The sequence below is a fragment of the Weissella sagaensis genome (assembly GCF_010306265.1).
Lineage (GTDB): Bacteria > Bacillota > Bacilli > Lactobacillales > Lactobacillaceae > Weissella > Weissella sagaensis.
Genome location: NZ_BLKA01000001.1, coordinates 379,745 through 396,769, shown reverse-complemented (window position 1 = coordinate 396,769; position 17,025 = coordinate 379,745). Strand labels below are relative to the sequence as shown.

16 protein-coding genes and 1 pseudogene are annotated in these 17,025 nt (G+C 33.8%); 14 read left to right on the top strand and 3 right to left on the bottom strand.

Annotated features, from left to right (window positions below; all coding sequences use genetic code 11):
- Positions 1 to 25: 25 nt before the first annotated feature.
- From G7Y65_RS02040 to G7Y65_RS02020, 5 genes and pseudogenes are all read left to right on the top strand, one after another.
- A pseudogene (locus G7Y65_RS02040) lies at positions 26 to 2,172 on the top strand (peptide cleavage/export ABC transporter).
- A 9-nt stretch (positions 2,173 to 2,181) separates the two neighbouring features.
- Entirely contained in the window at positions 2,182 to 3,567 is a 1,386-nt protein-coding gene (locus G7Y65_RS02035; protein WP_165314508.1) for a bacteriocin secretion accessory protein, read from the top strand.
- A 281-nt stretch (positions 3,568 to 3,848) separates the two neighbouring features.
- A complete protein-coding gene (locus G7Y65_RS02030) occupies positions 3,849 to 4,277 on the top strand; it encodes a hypothetical protein (RefSeq protein WP_042492138.1) in 429 nt (142 codons plus the stop codon).
- Between the two features lie 203 nt (positions 4,278 to 4,480).
- A complete protein-coding gene (locus G7Y65_RS02025) occupies positions 4,481 to 5,416 on the top strand; it encodes a YihY/virulence factor BrkB family protein (protein WP_042492137.1) in 936 nt (311 codons plus the stop codon).
- A gap of 134 nt (positions 5,417 to 5,550) precedes the next feature.
- The gene (locus tag G7Y65_RS02020; protein ID WP_165314507.1) at positions 5,551 to 6,921 is read left to right on the top strand and encodes an NAD-dependent succinate-semialdehyde dehydrogenase; all 1,371 of its coding nucleotides are present in this window, start codon (positions 5,551 to 5,553) and stop codon (positions 6,919 to 6,921) included.
- A 60-nt stretch (positions 6,922 to 6,981) separates the two neighbouring features.
- Here the strand turns inward: G7Y65_RS02020 and G7Y65_RS02015 are convergent, their stop codons facing one another.
- The 3 genes from G7Y65_RS02015 to G7Y65_RS02005 form a co-directional block, all read right to left on the bottom strand.
- Positions 6,982 to 7,278 (bottom strand): hypothetical protein, encoded by a 297-nt coding sequence (locus G7Y65_RS02015; RefSeq protein WP_042492133.1) that lies wholly within the window; start codon positions 7,276 to 7,278, stop codon positions 6,982 to 6,984.
- Positions 7,279 to 7,286: 8 nt separating this feature from the next.
- On the bottom strand, positions 7,287 to 7,490 hold the full coding sequence (locus G7Y65_RS02010) for a leucocin A/sakacin P family class II bacteriocin (RefSeq protein WP_042492130.1): 204 nt from the start codon (positions 7,488 to 7,490) through the stop codon (positions 7,287 to 7,289).
- 253 nt (positions 7,491 to 7,743) lie between these two features.
- The gene (locus G7Y65_RS02005) at positions 7,744 to 8,805 is read right to left on the bottom strand and encodes a tRNA dihydrouridine synthase (protein ID WP_042492129.1); all 1,062 of its coding nucleotides are present in this window, start codon (positions 8,803 to 8,805) and stop codon (positions 7,744 to 7,746) included.
- A 222-nt stretch (positions 8,806 to 9,027) separates the two neighbouring features.
- On the opposite strand from G7Y65_RS02005, the gene G7Y65_RS02000 reads away from it, so the two are divergent.
- The 9 genes from G7Y65_RS02000 to G7Y65_RS01960 all read left to right on the top strand — a co-directional run bounded on the left by G7Y65_RS02000 (position 9,028) and on the right by G7Y65_RS01960 (position 17,019).
- The gene (locus G7Y65_RS02000) at positions 9,028 to 10,038 is read left to right on the top strand and encodes a YeiH family protein (protein WP_042492127.1); all 1,011 of its coding nucleotides are present in this window, start codon (positions 9,028 to 9,030) and stop codon (positions 10,036 to 10,038) included.
- A 180-nt stretch (positions 10,039 to 10,218) separates the two neighbouring features.
- The gene (locus G7Y65_RS01995; RefSeq protein ID WP_042492125.1) at positions 10,219 to 10,770 is read left to right on the top strand and encodes a 3'-5' exonuclease; all 552 of its coding nucleotides are present in this window, start codon (positions 10,219 to 10,221) and stop codon (positions 10,768 to 10,770) included.
- A gap of 175 nt (positions 10,771 to 10,945) precedes the next feature.
- A complete protein-coding gene (locus G7Y65_RS01990) occupies positions 10,946 to 11,458 on the top strand; it encodes a GNAT family N-acetyltransferase (protein WP_052348372.1) in 513 nt (170 codons plus the stop codon).
- A gap of 369 nt (positions 11,459 to 11,827) precedes the next feature.
- Entirely contained in the window at positions 11,828 to 13,228 is a 1,401-nt protein-coding gene (locus G7Y65_RS01985; RefSeq protein WP_042492124.1) for an APC family permease, read from the top strand.
- A 249-nt stretch (positions 13,229 to 13,477) separates the two neighbouring features.
- A complete protein-coding gene (locus tag G7Y65_RS01980) occupies positions 13,478 to 14,188 on the top strand; it encodes a GntR family transcriptional regulator (protein ID WP_052348371.1) in 711 nt (236 codons plus the stop codon).
- Positions 14,175 to 14,867, top strand: a complete 693-nt coding sequence (locus G7Y65_RS01975; protein ID WP_042492121.1) for a GntR family transcriptional regulator — start codon at positions 14,175 to 14,177, stop codon at positions 14,865 to 14,867. The genes G7Y65_RS01980 and G7Y65_RS01975 overlap by 14 nt, the downstream gene beginning before the upstream one ends.
- 23 nt (positions 14,868 to 14,890) lie before the next feature.
- A complete protein-coding gene (locus tag G7Y65_RS01970) occupies positions 14,891 to 15,361 on the top strand; it encodes a PTS sugar transporter subunit IIB (protein ID WP_042492119.1) in 471 nt (156 codons plus the stop codon).
- Positions 15,362 to 15,389: 28 nt separating this feature from the next.
- The gene (locus G7Y65_RS01965) at positions 15,390 to 16,217 is read left to right on the top strand and encodes a PTS mannose/fructose/sorbose/N-acetylgalactosamine transporter subunit IIC (protein ID WP_042492118.1); all 828 of its coding nucleotides are present in this window, start codon (positions 15,390 to 15,392) and stop codon (positions 16,215 to 16,217) included.
- Positions 16,204 to 17,019, top strand: coding sequence for a PTS system mannose/fructose/sorbose family transporter subunit IID (locus tag G7Y65_RS01960; RefSeq protein WP_228179991.1), 816 nt, complete (start codon positions 16,204 to 16,206; stop codon positions 17,017 to 17,019). Before G7Y65_RS01965 ends, G7Y65_RS01960 begins: the two co-directional genes overlap by 14 nt.
- Positions 17,020 to 17,025 lie beyond the last annotated feature (6 nt).

Below are 17,025 nucleotides of genomic sequence, written 5' to 3'. Positions count from 1 at the left end.
AATGGTTGGAGAATTTTGTGTGATTATGAAAAAAATAAATTACATACCACAAGTTGATGAGTCCGATTGTGGTGTTGCTGCATTAGCTATGATTTTATCAAATTATGGCACGAAACTATCATTAGCTAAATTACGTAATATGGCAAAAACAAATACTGAAGGGACAACCGCTTTAGGAATTGTTTATACAGCTCAAAATTTAAACTTTACAGCAGTTTCTATACGTGCCGATTTAAATTTATTTAATAAAAAAGATATCCCTTATCCTTTTATAGCGCATGTAATTAAGAAAGAAAATATCCACATTACTATGTTGTTTATGGTGCCAAAGGTGATAAGTTATTAATTGCAGATCCAGATAGCACCGTGGGTAAAATAAAAATGACTAAAGCGCATTTTAACAAGGAATGGACCGGTGTGTCCATTTTTATTGCGCCTAATGTAAGTTACAAACCTGTCAAAGAAAAAAAGCAGTCTTTAGGTTCATTAGCATTCATAATTTTTCGTCAAAAACTGTTAATGATTAATATAATTGTTGCTGCTTTATTAGTTACTTTAGTCAGTGTTTTTGGAACATATTATTTACAAACAATTATTGACGTATACATTCCAAATAATATGAAGAACACTTTAGGTGTTGTATCGTTAGGATTGATTTTTGCATATGTTATTCAGCAATTATTGTCCTATGCGAGGGATTACCTGTTAATTGTATTAGGGCAGCGCCTTTCAATTGATATTATTTTATCGTATATAAAACATATTTTTGAATTACCAATGTCATTCTTTTCAACGCGCCGTACGGGTGAAATTGTTAGTCGTTTTACTGACGCCAATACGATTATTGAAGCATTAGCTAGTACTATGATATCAATTTTTTTAGATTTAGGAATTCTAGTGATCATTGGAACAGTTCTGGCTATTCAAAATACAACTTTATTTTTAATTTCTTTACTTGCTATTCCGGCGTATTTTTTAGTTATTTGGTTATTTATGCGCCCTTTTTCAAAGTTAAATAATAATCAAATGGAAGCTGGTTCAATGTTAAGTTCTTCAATTATTGAGGATGTTAATGGGATTGAGACGATTAAGGCTCTAAACAGTGAGGCAGTAGCTTATCGTAAGATTGATCATGAATTTATTGCATATTTAGAAAAAGCATTTTTGTATTCTAAAACAGAAGCCATTCAAAATGCTATAAAAGGATTATTGCACCTTGCTTTAAATGTGTTGATTTTGTGGGTCGGTGCTCAACTTGTGATGATTGATAAAATTAGTGTCGGTCAGCTTTTTACGTATAATGCACTATTAGGATTTTTTACTGACCCATTACAAAATATCATTAATTTACAAACAAAACTTCAGCAAGCATCGGTTGCTAATAACCGGTTAAATGAAATTTATTTGGTAAATTCTGAATTTAAAGATAGCAAACAAGGAATACACAGAATTCATCAAAATAGTTCTTTAATTGTTGAAAATGTTAGTTATAAGTATGGGTTTGGGTTGCCTGTTATTGATGATATTTCGTTGCTTATTAAGCCTGGGGAAAAAATAGCTTTAGTTGGGACTAGTGGCTCTGGTAAGTCAACTTTCGCTAAACTGTTAGTTAATTTTTTTGAGCCTGATAGTGGTCTAATATTACTAGATAAAACGAAATTAAATGACATTAATAAACATGATTTAAGAGCGTATATTAATTATCTACCTCACGAACCGTTTATTTTTTCAGGATCAATAATGGATAATCTTTTGTTGGGTGCTAAGCCTGGTACAACGCAAGAAGACATCATTAATGCGGTTGAAATTGCGCAAATTAAAGATGATATTGAAAAAATGCCACAAGGATTTTGGACTGAGATTTCAGAAAGTGGAAACATTTCAGGTGGACAAAAACAACGCATTGCTTTGGCTAGAGCTATATTAGTTGATTCACCTATTCTTGTTTTAGATGAATCAACGAGTAATTTGGATGTCCTAATGGAGAAAAAAATTATTGATAATCTATTGATATTAAAAGAAAAGACAATAATTTTTGTTGCCCATCGTTTAACAATATCACAACGTGTTAATCGTATTTTGACCATGCAAAATGGAAAGATTGTTGAAGACGGTTCACACAATACATTACTACAATCAGATGGCTATTATGCATCATTATTTAATGATTAAGGAGTTTGCATGGTTGAATATCAAGATTTGGAAAGTGGTGAATTTTATCAACGACGGTATCGGAATTTTCCAACTTTAATTATTTTTCCTACTCTATTGTTAATTGTTTTCATTGTACTATTTAGTTTTTTTCTGAAACGAGAAATTATTGCTAAATTTAGTGGTGCGATTATTCCAGAAAAAATCATAACGGATGTCCAATCGACCAGCGATAATATGATATATACTAATCAATTAGAAGAAAATAAAGTAGTAAATAAAGGGGATATTTTAGTTACTTTTAAAAATGAGAATGAAAAGAGTGAAATCCAAAACGGTCATAAAAAAATAATCAGTCATAAAGAGCATCTACGGAGTCTTAATGTATATAAGCGAAGTATTATTGACGGTCGTAATCAATTTAATGGTGTCGATAAATTTGGATATGATCGTTTGTTTCATGGTTATATTTCTCAAATTAATAATTTAAATAATGAGTTTGAACAACAACAAATTGATAAAAAAATAGCTAATCAGCAACTTAATGAGCAAATAGATGTTTTAAGAAAAATACAACGTAACAATCAAAACAAAATATCAGATTTCAAATCTATAATGGATGCTGTTACAAAAAGCACAAAAATGGATGCTGACAATCAATATAAATTTATTTATGATGATTATTATGCGCAATTCAAAAGCACTCAAATAATGAGTGAAAAAGTACAGATTAAAGAGAACATGATTAGCAGTATCTTGCAAAAAATAGAACAACTCCAGGCAACTAATGATTCATACGATATTCAAATTGCAGGTATTTTGAAAAATAATTTTTTGTCAAAAAATAGTACATTAGATAAAATTACTAATCTTCAACAGCAACAATTAGCTACAATTCAAAAAGAAATTAATAAGCAACAGCAAATATTAGATGAATTGGAAGTTAAACAGTCAATGGCAAATCAGCATTATCAAGATACAGTCTTGAAGTCACCAAAGAAAGGTATACTACACTTAATTAACAATAAAAGTAGAATGACGTATCTACCTAAAGGAACAACGATTGCTCAAATTTATCCTCTACTCACTAGGAAAACAAAGTTGAATATTGAGTCTTATATTGCTGAAAAGGATATTACAGGTTTAAAAAAAGGACAGAAAATAAAATTTATAGTTAAGCAAAATGGTTCTAAAATATTGAAATTAAAGGGAACGGTTAAAACAATTAGTGACGTACCTACAGATGTTAAAGAGGGTTCGTTTTATAAATGTGTAGCTAATATCTTTGTTGATGGAAATGAAAGGAAACAAATTAAATACGGCCTAAATGGTGAAGTAATAATTATTAAAGGAACTAAAACATGGTTTAATTATTACAAAGACATTCTTTTAGGTAGAGATTTCTCAGATAAATAATTCATGTGTATTCTTAATTATTTATCTGAAATAAGATTTAGTGTTGATTTTAATACATGCTAAAAGTTAATACAAAATAGTCGAATAACAAGACCATTTTGTTATTGGTTGGAAATGACATATTTAATGACTCTCGTACAAATTTATTTATCCATCTATTATTGGGTATGATTTTAGGAGTTATTTATAGTTGTACTCCAAAAATATGGCATGGGTTTGGTTTACATAGTCTGCATGTATTTTGTATTTATGCATAAATATTTTAATTTAAGGAAAAATTAATGATTAAAAATAGTGGATATGTACTAGTAGTAATTGCGTGTTTAATAACATTGTCACCGTTACTCTATATGTTAGATAATATTTTTACATTCTTAATTGTTCAAAGTTATGGACCAATACTTTTGTTAGGATTAGGATTAGCATTTGTTTTTGGAAACCAGGATTGGCCTAATAATGTAGTACCTGTTGGTTCTATCAGTCTACTATTTTCTTTATTTGCTGATTTATTATCTATTTATCTACAACCACAAATAAATGCATTGGCACACTATAGTAGTACACAAAATTTGATCGTAAGTGTTAGTGAGCCGACACTATCAGGTATTATTATGATCCTTATATTTGATTTTTTTGTAACTTATGGTGTTTCATTTGTATTTGTTGCTAATAATTTTTTTGGATTCAAAAATAAAGTGGTAGGAAATTAAATGGTCTGCTATGTTGTATGTCTCTATCCTTTTAGCGTGAAAGTAAAAATTTCACGCTTTTATTTTGTCTTTTCACATACTTAAAATTAATAATTAATACTAAAATAATGATAATAATGGGTTATTAACGTCTTCTAATATTTGCTATCTCTAGCAAACATTGCGATACTGAAATATATATTTAATAAAGGAGATGAGTAAGTATGCGACAAATACTTGTTGATGTACACCTTCTGACAAAAAAATTTCAGCTTGAACAATTAAAAACATATTTTCAACGTGGAAATCTTAAAATGATTGGTCCTACCATAACTTACTATACGTTGTTATCATTGGTGCCAATTTTGATGAGTGTTGGTGCTGTGGCTAGTTTAGTAGGTATAGATGCGAATGAATTAGTTACACTATTATCACAACATCTGCCTAGTAACATCATGACGATTTTAGAACCAATTATTGAATCAGTGTTAAAAGGTGGTATAGGAATTCTATCGTTTTCAATTTTAACAACACTGTGGGCAGCTAGTTCGGTCCTTGCAATTATTCGTAAATCTTTTAATACAATATATGATGTTCCGGAACGAGTAAGTGGTTTATTTACGCGAGTATTTAGTTTTTTATGGTTATTGGTTATTCTAGTATCAGCTGGATTAATAATGATTGTTAGTGCCGTATTACCAGCAATTATTGCAGCCATACCAGGTATTCAGTGGCTTGAAATAATTACACAACAACGTTGGTTAATCACTTTAATTGGTCTTTGGTTAATCATTTGTGCACTAAATGAAACAATGCCTGCTAAAAGAGTCCCGTTTAAACCATTAATTATTGGTTCAGGAATTGAGGTTGTATTAATTATTTTTGTTAACTATTTTTTCGGTTGGTATGCACAGTTTACGGTGAAAAATGCCGGATTTTATCAATCTTTAGGGTCGTTATTGGTATTAATTGTTTATCTTAATTTAATTGGTACAATGTTAGTCGTTGGTCAAATTGTTATTGCTTGGTTAGACGGATTATTTTTAACAACTTTAAATCCAGTTGATGAAGTTCCTAAGGATGCAAAACGAATATCAGCTAAGCAATCATCAGTTAACCCTGGTAAAAAAATAATGCATCGGCATCAAAGACGACGCTAATATTATTCATAATGTTCCCAGTGAAGTTTGAACTTCTTGGGAATTTTTTTATAAGTCTTATCTAAGCATTTTCTAAACGCTGGCGTTATAATGATGGCGTATAAGATGTTGTTGTCTTTATTAAGGGGGATATTATGACATACAAAACCACATATCCATATACTGGGGAAGTTTTGCAAACGTATGATGATGCAACTGCAGCAGATTTAGAAAAAGCATTAACAGTAGGTCATGATTTATATAAATCATGGCGTCATACATCTGTAAAGGAACGTGCTGATATATTAGCCAAAATTGCGGATGCTATTATTGCGCATAAGCAAGAATTAGCGCAAGCAATGACTTACGATATGGGAAAGTTATTGACTGAGGCAGAAGGTGAAGTTGACCTATGCGCTAGTATTGTTTCGTATTACGCAGAAAAAGGTGAAGAATTCATGGCTGATACGCCATTGGAAACACCCGCGGGTAATGCACATTATATTAAGCAATCAACGGGTATTATTGTTGCCGTAGAACCATGGAATTTCCCGCTATATCAAGTTGTTCGTGTATTTGCACCGAACTTTATTGTTGGAAATCCTATTATTTTAAAGCATGCTTCAATTTGTCCAAAGTCTGCACAATTATTTGCAGATATCGTTTTAGAGGCTGGTGCACCTGAGGGAGCACTCAATAACTTGTTTATTGATTATGACTTGGTTTCGAAGGCCATTCATGATCCACGTGTAGCTGGTGTTTGTTTGACTGGTTCAGAACGTGGTGGAGCAGCCGTTGCCAAGGAGGCCGGTGAAGCATTAAAGAAGTCAACTTTGGAACTTGGCGGTAACGATGCCTTTATCATTTTGGATGATGCTGATTGGGATGAAGTTAAAGCAGTCGCACCAGGAGCGCGTCTATATAATGCTGGTCAAGTCTGCACATCGTCAAAGCGATTTATTGTGATGGCTGATAAGTATGATGAGTTTGTTGATGTGTTAAAGGATAGTTTTTCAAAGGCTAAAGTAGGTGATCCAATGGATCCGGCTACTGATGTGGCACCTTTATCATCAAAGAGTGCTCAAGAAAAGTTGCAAAAGCAAGTGCAAACGGCGATTGATGGTGGTGCAACCTTGGTTTATCGTCAAGATCCTGTTGGTGGGGATGGTTTCTTCTTTGAACCAACAATTTTGACAGATATTACCAAGGATAATCCAATTTATAACCAAGAGATGTTTGGGCCTGTTGCTTCAGTATACAAGGTAAACTCGGAAGAGGAAGCAATTGCCTTGGCTAATGATTCAAGTTATGGTCTTGGTGACACGATCTTCTCAAGTGATATTGAGCATGCACAACGCGTAGCAGCTCAAATTGAGACTGGAATGTCATTTATTAATTCAGGTTGGGCATCATTGCCTGAATTACCATTTGGTGGTGTCAAGAACTCTGGTTATGGTCGCGAGTTGAGTGAATTAGGATTGAATGCCTTTGTCAATGAGCATTTAATTTTTGAACCAACTAAGTAAAATATACGAAAGAACATGCTCCGATAATTTTCAGAACATGTTCTTTTTTGTTTTAACTAGTTAGTGACCAAACCATAAATTAGAAAAGAAAGCACCGATACCAACACCGTCATTAACGTTGTTAACTTCAGAAATGGTCAAAATAATTCTAGTAAGAAATTTAGGTGTTTGATAGTTATGTTCTAATTGATATAAATTGATATTTGTTTTTAAGTCAATTAAGGCTTTATTGAGATTATGATTTTTTTGGCTATTAAATTTTTTGAAGAGTGCATCTAATTCTGGATCGGCTTTTGTTTCTGAAGAATTAGCATTTTGCTCAATTAAAGTGAGTAATTCAGTGATATGTTTTTTCATATTGCTATTTAACGGATATGGGCCAATCCATTTGCCCATGACTTATATGAAATACGACCAACAGAACGCCATGCTTGATGCCAATCAGTTCGAACTTTGTTTCCGTTAGTATAAACACCATTACCCCAGTAATGCCAAGAGTTTTTCCCGCCAATAATATTAATTAATTCATCATCATCGATGATGGCGAATGAATATAATTTATGGTTCATAAATAAAAGTCCCTCCTTCGTATGATTGAAATTTAATACGATATAGATTATATCATTGCCTGTCAGATAGTAATTAATTACGATTAAACGTCGTATAAATGGATATTATCGTTAATAGACACCAATAATAAGACTAATGAAAATCTACTTTTACTAATTTAATTTTTGCTAAGCATAAATATTTTGAACGTTAAAAAGGTCCATCAATCTCACCATGTTGAATGGCAGATTAACGGACCTTAAATATGTTTAACTATTTCGTTGTAATCGCAATCGTATCAGCAGCTTTTTGAGCAGCCCATTGTTCATCAAATTGATCAAGTAATTCACGAACTTGGGTTGTATTAGTTGTGTCCATTAATGCCACACGTAAATCTGATGCGTATGAAAAATGACGTACATAAATTTTGAAGAAACGCTTTAGCTTTTGGAAGTGCATTGGTCCAAATTCAGATGTAAATTGATCATATAGATCCAATTGCATACGCAACAAGGCAAGTGTTTCATCCAATGTATGCTCTCGAGGTGTAATTTCAAAGGCAAATGGATTTTCAAAGATACCACGACCAATCATAATCCCATCAATACCAGGATGTTGGCGTACTAATTCAAGGCCGGCTTCACGATCTTTAATGTCCCCATTAATTTGAATTAATGTATGAGGTGCAATTTCATCACGTAGTTGAAGTAGACGATCAATATATTCATAGTGCGCAGGTACTTTTGACATTTCTTTACGCGTGCGCATGTGGACAGTTAGTAATGGAATATCTTGTTTTAGAAGGAATGGAATCCATTCATCAAAAGTATCAATTTGGTTAAATCCGAGACGTGTTTTAACCGAGACAGTTAATCCAGCCGCTTTAGATGCTGCAATGATGTTTTTGGCATCCTCAAAATGGCGAATTAAATCAGAACCGCCACCATTTTTAACAACAGTTGCAGCAGGGCAACCCATGTTTAAATCAAAAGCTTCATAACCACGTTCTTTTAAATCGTAACCAGCTGCTTCAAAATCTTCGGGACGATTACCCCATAACTGTGCAACAGGCATTTTTTCTGATTCTGCGACAGATAGTCGTCCTTGAACTGTGAACTTGGCCTTTGGATGGGTGATACTACGAGCATTTGTAAATTCAGTAAAGTAAACATCGGGGCCACCAGCTTTGGCAACAACGCGACGGAAAACTGAGTCTGTAACAGCTTCCATTGGTGCCATCGTAAAGAATGGTATTTTTTCTAGTCCTGGAACAGCCGGATGCTTCTGGGCATCATCTACCACTTTTTGCCAATAAGGCGATTTTGTTTGGACCATTTTAAGTTCCTTTCATCGTTAAATATGTATTTTTTCATGTACAAGATTATTTTTTAAAACCTTATCCATATTAGCGATATTTCACAAAATTTTCAAGATATTAACTTGTAAAAAGTACATAAGCAATAAAATTTAATGTGTTGCTAAGCTGTTAAACTGTAAATCAAAAACATAAGGTGTATAATAAGACTGTTTTGTCGATACATATTTGAAGGAGTTTGTATGAAAATCAAGAGAAATATGGTAGCAGGAATTGTGTTAACTTTAGTACTCGCTTTAGTTGCAAAACTCCTATCACCATTTTTACCAACGTTGGGTGCAGAAGCGTTGGCGATGCTAGCAGGAATTGTTTTAGGAAATACTGTATTTGCTAATCAACGTTGGGGTGCTGGTGTTACATGGGCTGAAAAATATCCAATTGAAATTGGGATTGCGTTATTAGGATTGAATGTCACGTTGCAAAATATGGAATCACTTGGATGGAGCGGTGTTATTTTTATTTTGTTACAAATGTTTTTGACGATTCTATTTGTTATGTGGATTGGTGGGCGTGTTTTTAAAGTATCACCACAATCAGCAATGATGATGGGTGCTGGAAATGCAGTGTGTGGCTCTAGTGCAATCGCGTCAGTCGCACCAGCTGTGGGCGCTACTGATGATCAACGACGTACATCAGTAGCAACGGTTTCGCTAGCAGGGGTTGTTTTGTTGTTTGTTTTGCCAGTAATTGGGCCAGCCATCTTACCAAATAATATGATGGTTAGTGCTTTAATTGGTGGAACAGTACAATCTGTTGGTCAAGTTGCTGGAACTGCATCTTTGGTTGGGGGTAGTGTTGTTACTTACGCCCCAATCTTTAAAATGCTACGTGTGATTATGTTATCAGTTGTTGTTATTTTTATGGCAAATCATGCATCAAAGCTTTCAACTCAAGCAGCAGCGACAACTTCAGCAAAAGCATCAAAGAAAGCTAAAATTAGTATTCCCTGGTTTGTAACGGTGTTTATTATTTTTATGTTAATCAATTCGTTTGTAACATTACCACATGTTTTAACTAATTCAGCAGAGCAAGTAACGAGTTTCTTTGGCGTTGTTAACTTAGCTGGAATTGGATTAAACCTAAAGTGGTCAACTATCAAGTCATCAGGAGCTAAGTTCTTGGGTTACGGGTTGGTAACAATTATTTTCCAAGTTGCAATTGCGATTGCATTAATTTACGTTTTAATGGGCTAAATCATTAAACTAATAGATTACCAGAGATTATCTTTGGTAATCTTTTTTTATGTTGAAAATCAGGAATAGGTTATCGCATTGATTAATTTATTGTTACAATAAGAAAATAGTAGGTATTCATATAGCGGGAATAGGGAACGAGAATGACATATTGATTATGATTGGGGAAGGAGTCAAAGCATGCTATTTACAGATTTAGAAAATTACGTTGTGTTTGACTTGGAAATGAATGGTAGTAATCAAATTATTGAAATTGGTGCACTTAAAATTACGGGGACTAAAAACATTGAGAAGTTCTCCGTAATTGTCAATAATCCACCTATTGGTAGTGCGATGAAATCATTTAAGTATATTACTAAAGCCATGGGAAGTAAGGGTGGCTGGATTACGTTAGACATGATTCATCATGGTATCTCAGAGGAACGGGCATTGAACCGGTTTATGCGATTTGTGGGTGATTATGCTGTTGTCGGCCATGCAATTGTTGATGGTGATGTGCAATTGATTAAAGAAGGATTGCAACATAATAATTTAGGCAAGTGGGATACCCGTGGTAAGTTATATGATACGCAGCAAATTCATGGTGCTATTACAGGTAATCCACAAGATATTTCATTAAAGGATTTGGCAGAGTTATATCAAGTTGATGTAGGTGAACAAAAACATCGCGCATTGCCAGATTCTAAAGAGACGTTGGCTATTTTTTTAGCCATGAAAAAAGCGTGGCGTTAATCGTTTAAATTAATTAGTCACTCATAAAAAATGAGGGGAATTCTTATTTAAAAACTATTGGGTTTTTCGTCTAGATTTGTTAATATAATGTTCTGCTATTTAATAAATTAGTAGGTATTAAATAAGAAACGTACCATTATTATTCAATAATAATGACAACGCGGAGGATACGATTATGTTAATGTACACTAGACCAGCTCAAATGAAGGATTTTCCAGAAATCTGGGCTGCATTCCAAGATGGCGTTGCATACTTGGGAGAGCAAGGCGCATCACAATGGCAAGGTGAAGGTGCACCAAACGAAGCTTTATTTAAAAGTGATATTGAAAATGGCTGGGGCATTGTTTTAATTTATGATGGTCAAGTTGCAGGTTATGGATCACTTGTTCCAGGCCCAGAAGATGAATATGAAATTTTACAAGGTGAATGGGTTGGCGAAGAGCCTGAGTATGTGGCCATTCACCGTGTTACAATTAATTCAAACATTCGTGGCAAAGGCGTAGGTAAAACTTTGACACGTGATTTAGTTAATTTAGCACGTGCACGGGGTTATCGAGATATCCGGATTGATACATTTCCAGAAAATGTCATCATGCAAAATGTCATTAAAAAAACAGCATTTACATATAGAGGAATGGTGCCATTTGAATATGGCGACCGATTAGGTTATCAATTATTAGTAGATTAGTTTTTTATGAGACTTTTTTCATAAAGTGATTGACAATGTCACAAAATGGGCTTAATATCTACAAGGTAAACTAAAAAAGGAAGTGTAGATTATGCAAAATCATTTGTCAGTAACACAAGCGTTTAGTCACTTTACGTATTTCGGTTAGTCATCCGAATTATGCGTAAAGTTATTTACGTTGAACATTTGGATGACGGTAAAGTATCCAAATGTGTGTGAAATCAAGGGTTAACCTGATATGCATTATCTGCATGTACACGTATTGGATACAATTTTGTTATCCGATACGTGTTTTTTATTATTTTCAGCTATTATTTAGTATTAAGGGCAAATTGACATTAATGTGATTGACACAAAAGGAGTGTGCGTATGGGAATGTGGCAAAGAATGTTTCAAAAAGAATCGTTAAATACTTATATGAGTAGCGATGGTAATTTTGAAAAGACATTAAATGCAAAAGATTTAATGGCATTAGGAATTGGTGCAGTTATCGGATCAGGAATTTTCGTTTTGCCTGGAACTGTTGCGGCAACAACAACTGGGCCAGCAATTATTTTTAGTTTTATTTTAGCAGCGTTGGTATCTAGTTTAGTTGCCATGGCATATTCTGAAATGTCTACGGCAATGCCTGTTGCTGGGTCAGCATATTCGTATGGCAATGTGATTTTTGGTGAAGTTATTGGCTGGGTTTTAGGTTGGGCCTTAATTTTGGAATACATGCTAAGTGTGTCAGCCGTTTCCACGGGTTGGTCAGCATATTTTGCAAACTTAATATCACCGTTAGTTAAAATTCCAACGGCGTTATCAGGAGCCTATGATCCAGCTAATGGTACGTATGTTAATATCGTTGCTGTTGTCATTGTATTATTAATTGGGTTGTTACTACGTGGTGGTTTACGACAATCAAAACGCGTTGAAAATGCATTGGTTGTATTAAAATTGGTCATCATCTTAGCATTTATCATTATTGGTATCTTCTTTATTAAAAGTAGTAATTATCATCCCCTTATCCCAGAACGTATTAATGGTGCGTTTGGTTGGCAGGGAATTATTACGGGTACTTCAATGGTGTTCTTTGCTTTCTTAGGTTTTGATGCATTATCAGCATCAGCAGCTGAAGTAAAAAATCCTAAGCGTAATATGCCAATCGGTATTATCGGTACTTTGATTGTTGCAGCTGTATTATATGGTGTTATGGGATTAGTCTTAACTGGTATGGTGCATTACTCAAAGTTAAATGTTGCTGATCCAGCAGCTTTTGCCCTACAACAGGTTGGTCAAAATTGGGCATCATTAATTATCACAATTGGTGCATTAATTGGAATGGCAACGATGATGTACACGATGACTTACGCAGCATCACGTTTGATTTATGCTGTTGGTCGTGATGGGCTTTTGCCTGGTGGCGTTGGTAAAGTGAATAAGCAAGGTAATCCTAATCGTGCGTTAACTGTTGCAACCGTTGTGATTGCAATCTTTAGTGGTTTAGTACCATTGGACAAGTTAGTTGATTTGGTTAATGTTGGGACATTGTTGGCATTCGTTGTTGTATCTATTGGTATTTTGCCACTACGCCATCGACAAGATGTTAACCATGACGGATACAAAATGCCTGGATACCCGGTTATGCCAATTGTTTCTGCTTTATTATCAGGATTTTTGATTACACAGTTACATGTTGAAACGTTAATTGCTGCAGGTATTTGGTTTATTATTGGTCTTGTTTTGTATATGACATACGGTATTCGTCATTCACGAATGAACAAATAGATAAACAGATAGCGTGAATTTTTAAAATTTAAAGGGCCTAATAGGTATTGACTTTGGTTTGTATCTATTAGGTCTTTTTATTTGACTATTTAACTGTAAGCGCTTACAATATTATTGGGTTGTTAATAACTAATACATGTATCTAATTTTGAGTGTAAATAGAAATAAGGTGAAGTTTTAAAGAACATAATCGATTAATAAAAACCCAGGAGGCCTCTGACGAAATATAAAGACATTACACCAGTTAATTTGGTTGAAGAGTATATTAGATTACTTATTAAGAATGGTGAGGATGGACAAGGGTTACCATCCCAAAGAGATATTGCAGAAAAGTTAGAAGTTAGTAGAACTACAGTCAAGTCAGCACTGTTACATTTACAAAATGAAGGACAAATCACTTCTCAAAGTAGGCGTGGTATACAAATTAATAAAAAGAAGGATGTTAATTTACTTAGTATGTCTTCGTTAAGTGATGAATTAGCAGGTGAAAATATAACTATTGAACATATGGATAGTCGGCTAGTATCTGTGCCAAAAAATTTACGAGATTTTTTTGGTGATTCTTTAAAAAATATTGCAGAAATTAAAAGAATTCGATACCGCAATGGTGTACCTTTTTCTTATGAAATCACGAACATAGATGAAAATAAATTTTCGGATATTACGCAAGTAAATTTAACAAATAAGTCGTTATACCGTGTGTTAAAAGAAAGCTATAATACGGTACCTGTTTATGGGTTTGAGAATATCTCAGCAACTTTGGCAACTGATGAAATAAGAATGCATTTAGATGTTGCTGAAAAGACACCATTGTATATTGTAGAAAGTTTCAATTTTGCAAAATCAGATCAACCTGTTGAACATACGGTTCAATATTTATCTGGTGAAAATTTTAAGTATCATTTTATGGCAAAGGATATTTTGGGTTATCAGAAAGAAGCAAACGATGACATTGTTTAAAACGCTGTATTTAGATTTAGCCAGTAAGATTGATAATGGTGAATATCAAAAGGGGGGTGTTTTACCGAGCGAAGGGGAGTTACAAAAAATATATCAGGTGAGCCGGACAACTGTTAGAAAAGCAGTTGATTTATTGGTAGCGGATAAAAAGATAATTCGGCGAAAGGGGATTGGCTTGTTTGTTGCTCCAAGTATGTCAAATCAAACAATTTTTGATATGGCAGGCATTATTAAGCAAACAGATATCAATAAAGAATATAAAATTTTTATTCGAGATATTTTTTTAAGAAAAGCAAACCCATTTTTTGCAGATGTATTTGATATTAATGATGATGAATTACTCTATGCAGTATCTTTCATGAATCAATCTAAAACAAGTACTTTGTTAGAAAAATTATGGTTACCATTAGATTATTTTCCGGATTTTGATATTAATACGTTAAAAGTCACACCTATTTTAGAAGTAGTTAATTCAGGCAAATTAGATGTTCAGGATTTATATCAAGATTTTCAATTAATTGAAGCATCAGAAGAAGAAGCAAAATTATTAGATATTGCAATAGGTAGTCCGTTATTTAAGATTACAAATATGTTTTCTGATAGTGATAAACAAATTATTGCGATTGAAGTAAAAATACAAGATGCTTTAAAAGTAAAATATACAATAGATTTTAACTGATTTTAAATCAGTGGGGGGTTGTAATGATTAAATTAGTGCGCGTGGACCATCGACTATTACATGGACAAGTTGCAGTTTCGTGGTTTAACAGTTTGGGAGCAAATACGATTTTAGTAGCAAATGATGCAGTAGCAAATGATGATTTTAGAAAGTCAGCTATTCGTTTGGCTAAGCCAGATAAAGCAAAATTAGTGATGAAGTCCATCGATGATAGCATTAAAGCAATTAAATCAGGTGCAACGGATAAATATAAAATGTTAATTGTCGTTGAATCTGTTGCTGACGCAGAAAAATTAATTAAAGGTACACAGGATAGTATTAAAACATTGAATTTAGGGGGAACTAAAGCGGGGGAGAATACGGTTAATTATTCTAAAACAATTAATTTAACACATGAAGATGAAGAAATACTTGTGCAACTTCAACAATCAGATGTTGATATTTATATACAACAGGTTCCAAATGAAGATCGACAAGAATTTGTTAAAAAATAATCATAAAAATTTTTAGGGGGAGTGTATTATGGGAGCAATTTTTATGGCAGTTGTGTTAGCCCTGATAGCCATGCTGGGAAATGGTGAGTATTTCTTGGGATCATCTATGCTATCACGGCCGTTAGTAATGTGTACTTTAACGGGATTGGCATTAGGTCATTTAAAAGAAGGCATTATAATGGGAGCCACCTTAGAGTTGGCATTTATAGGATCTTTTTCAATTGGTGCATCAATTCCACCAGAAATTATTTCTGGTAGTGTGTTAGGAACGGCATTTGCGATAGGTGCAGGTAAGAGTACTGCAGTTGCTTTGACATTAGGTATTCCAATTGCATCACTTGTATTGGTAATTAAGAATCTTTGCTTTATTTTTATTTTGCCATACTTTGTACATAGGGCTGATAAACATGCTGCAGCTGGAAATGCTAAGGGTGTTGATCGAATGAATATTTGGGGTGGATTCTTCTCAATTAATTTGCCAATTGGATTAGTTGTTGGAATTTCTTATATTCTCGGAAGTCCGATGATTAAAACAATATTAGATGCAATTCCAGAATTTATTATCAATGGACTAGGCATCGCAACAGGATTATTACCAGCATATGGATTTGCCTTGCTATTGAAGATGATGGTTAACAAGAATAATGTTACTTTCTTTATTTTAGGATTTGCATTGGCAGTTTATGCCAAGGTACCAGTAACAGGTGTTGCGATATTTGGCGCATGTTTGGCATTGATTCTAACAGGTTATTCATCATTCAAAGATAAGTTACATCCTAGCACAGCTACTGTGACCGATGATGCGAATAATAATCAAGATGACGGGGGAATTGATTATGAAGATGAAGAGTTCTGAGTTATTAACTAAAAAGGATTTGATGAAGACTTATTGGCGTTCATACACAATGGAATGGGCTTGGAACTATGAACGACAGTCTAATCTAGGATATATGTATGCCATTATGCCAGCACTGCGTAAGATATATAAAGATGATGATGTAAAATTCAAAAAAGCTTTAAAACGACATTTAGAATTTTTTAATATCACGCCATGGTTAAGTACTTTTCCATTGGGTATATCAATTGCAATGGAAGAACAAAATGCGTTGAAAGATGATTTTGATGAAGAGTCTATTAACAATATTAAGATTGCCTTGATGGGTCCCTTAAGTGGGATTGGTGATTCATTTTTTTGGGGTACACTCCGAGTTATTGCGACGGGTATTGGAACATCTCTTGCGATGCAAGGGAACATTTTAGGACCAATTTTATTTCTAATTACATTTAACGTTCCTGCTATATTAGCACGCTACTATGGTATGTATATTGGTTATAATATTGGTGCATCATTTATTGAAAAAGTCCAAAAAACAGGTTTGATGGACAAATTAACCTATGGGGCCTCAGTACTAGGATTGGGTGTTGTTGGGGCAATGGTGGCCACTTTGGTTACGATTAATATGCCTATGAAAATTGGTTCAGGTGATGATGCACAAACAGTTCAAAAGATATTTGATGGTATCGTACCCGGTATTTTGCCATTGCTATTTACGTTATTTATTTTCTGGCTTGATAAGCGCGGATGGAAGTCACAATATATTTTGTTGCTAATTGCAGCAATTGGTATTTTGGGCGCTTGGTCAGGATTACTAGGATAATAAGGG

Excerpts from the sequence above, each read along its gene's own strand:
- G7Y65_RS02035 (WP_165314508.1), top strand. The coding sequence starts at position 2,182 with ATGGTTGAATATCAAGATTTGGAAAGTGGTGAATTTTATCAACGACGG.
- G7Y65_RS02030 (WP_042492138.1), top strand. The coding sequence starts at position 3,849 with ATGATTAAAAATAGTGGATATGTACTAGTAGTAATTGCGTGTTTAATA.
- G7Y65_RS02025 (WP_042492137.1), top strand. The coding sequence starts at position 4,481 with ATGCGACAAATACTTGTTGATGTACACCTTCTGACAAAAAAATTTCAG.
- G7Y65_RS02020 (WP_165314507.1), top strand. The coding sequence starts at position 5,551 with ATGACATACAAAACCACATATCCATATACTGGGGAAGTTTTGCAAACG.
- G7Y65_RS02015 (WP_042492133.1), bottom strand. The coding sequence starts at position 7,278 with ATGAAAAAACATATCACTGAATTACTCACTTTAATTGAGCAAAATGCT.
- G7Y65_RS02010 (WP_042492130.1), bottom strand. The coding sequence starts at position 7,490 with ATGAACCATAAATTATATTCATTCGCCATCATCGATGATGATGAATTA.
- G7Y65_RS02005 (WP_042492129.1), bottom strand. The coding sequence starts at position 8,805 with ATGGTCCAAACAAAATCGCCTTATTGGCAAAAAGTGGTAGATGATGCC.
- G7Y65_RS02000 (WP_042492127.1), top strand. The coding sequence starts at position 9,028 with ATGAAAATCAAGAGAAATATGGTAGCAGGAATTGTGTTAACTTTAGTA.
- G7Y65_RS01995 (WP_042492125.1), top strand. The coding sequence starts at position 10,219 with ATGCTATTTACAGATTTAGAAAATTACGTTGTGTTTGACTTGGAAATG.
- G7Y65_RS01990 (WP_052348372.1), top strand. The coding sequence starts at position 10,946 with ATGTTAATGTACACTAGACCAGCTCAAATGAAGGATTTTCCAGAAATC.
- G7Y65_RS01985 (WP_042492124.1), top strand. The coding sequence starts at position 11,828 with ATGGGAATGTGGCAAAGAATGTTTCAAAAAGAATCGTTAAATACTTAT.
- G7Y65_RS01975 (WP_042492121.1), top strand. The coding sequence starts at position 14,175 with ATGACATTGTTTAAAACGCTGTATTTAGATTTAGCCAGTAAGATTGAT.
- G7Y65_RS01970 (WP_042492119.1), top strand. The coding sequence starts at position 14,891 with ATGATTAAATTAGTGCGCGTGGACCATCGACTATTACATGGACAAGTT.
- G7Y65_RS01965 (WP_042492118.1), top strand. The coding sequence starts at position 15,390 with ATGGGAGCAATTTTTATGGCAGTTGTGTTAGCCCTGATAGCCATGCTG.
- G7Y65_RS01960 (WP_228179991.1), top strand. The coding sequence starts at position 16,204 with ATGAAGAGTTCTGAGTTATTAACTAAAAAGGATTTGATGAAGACTTAT.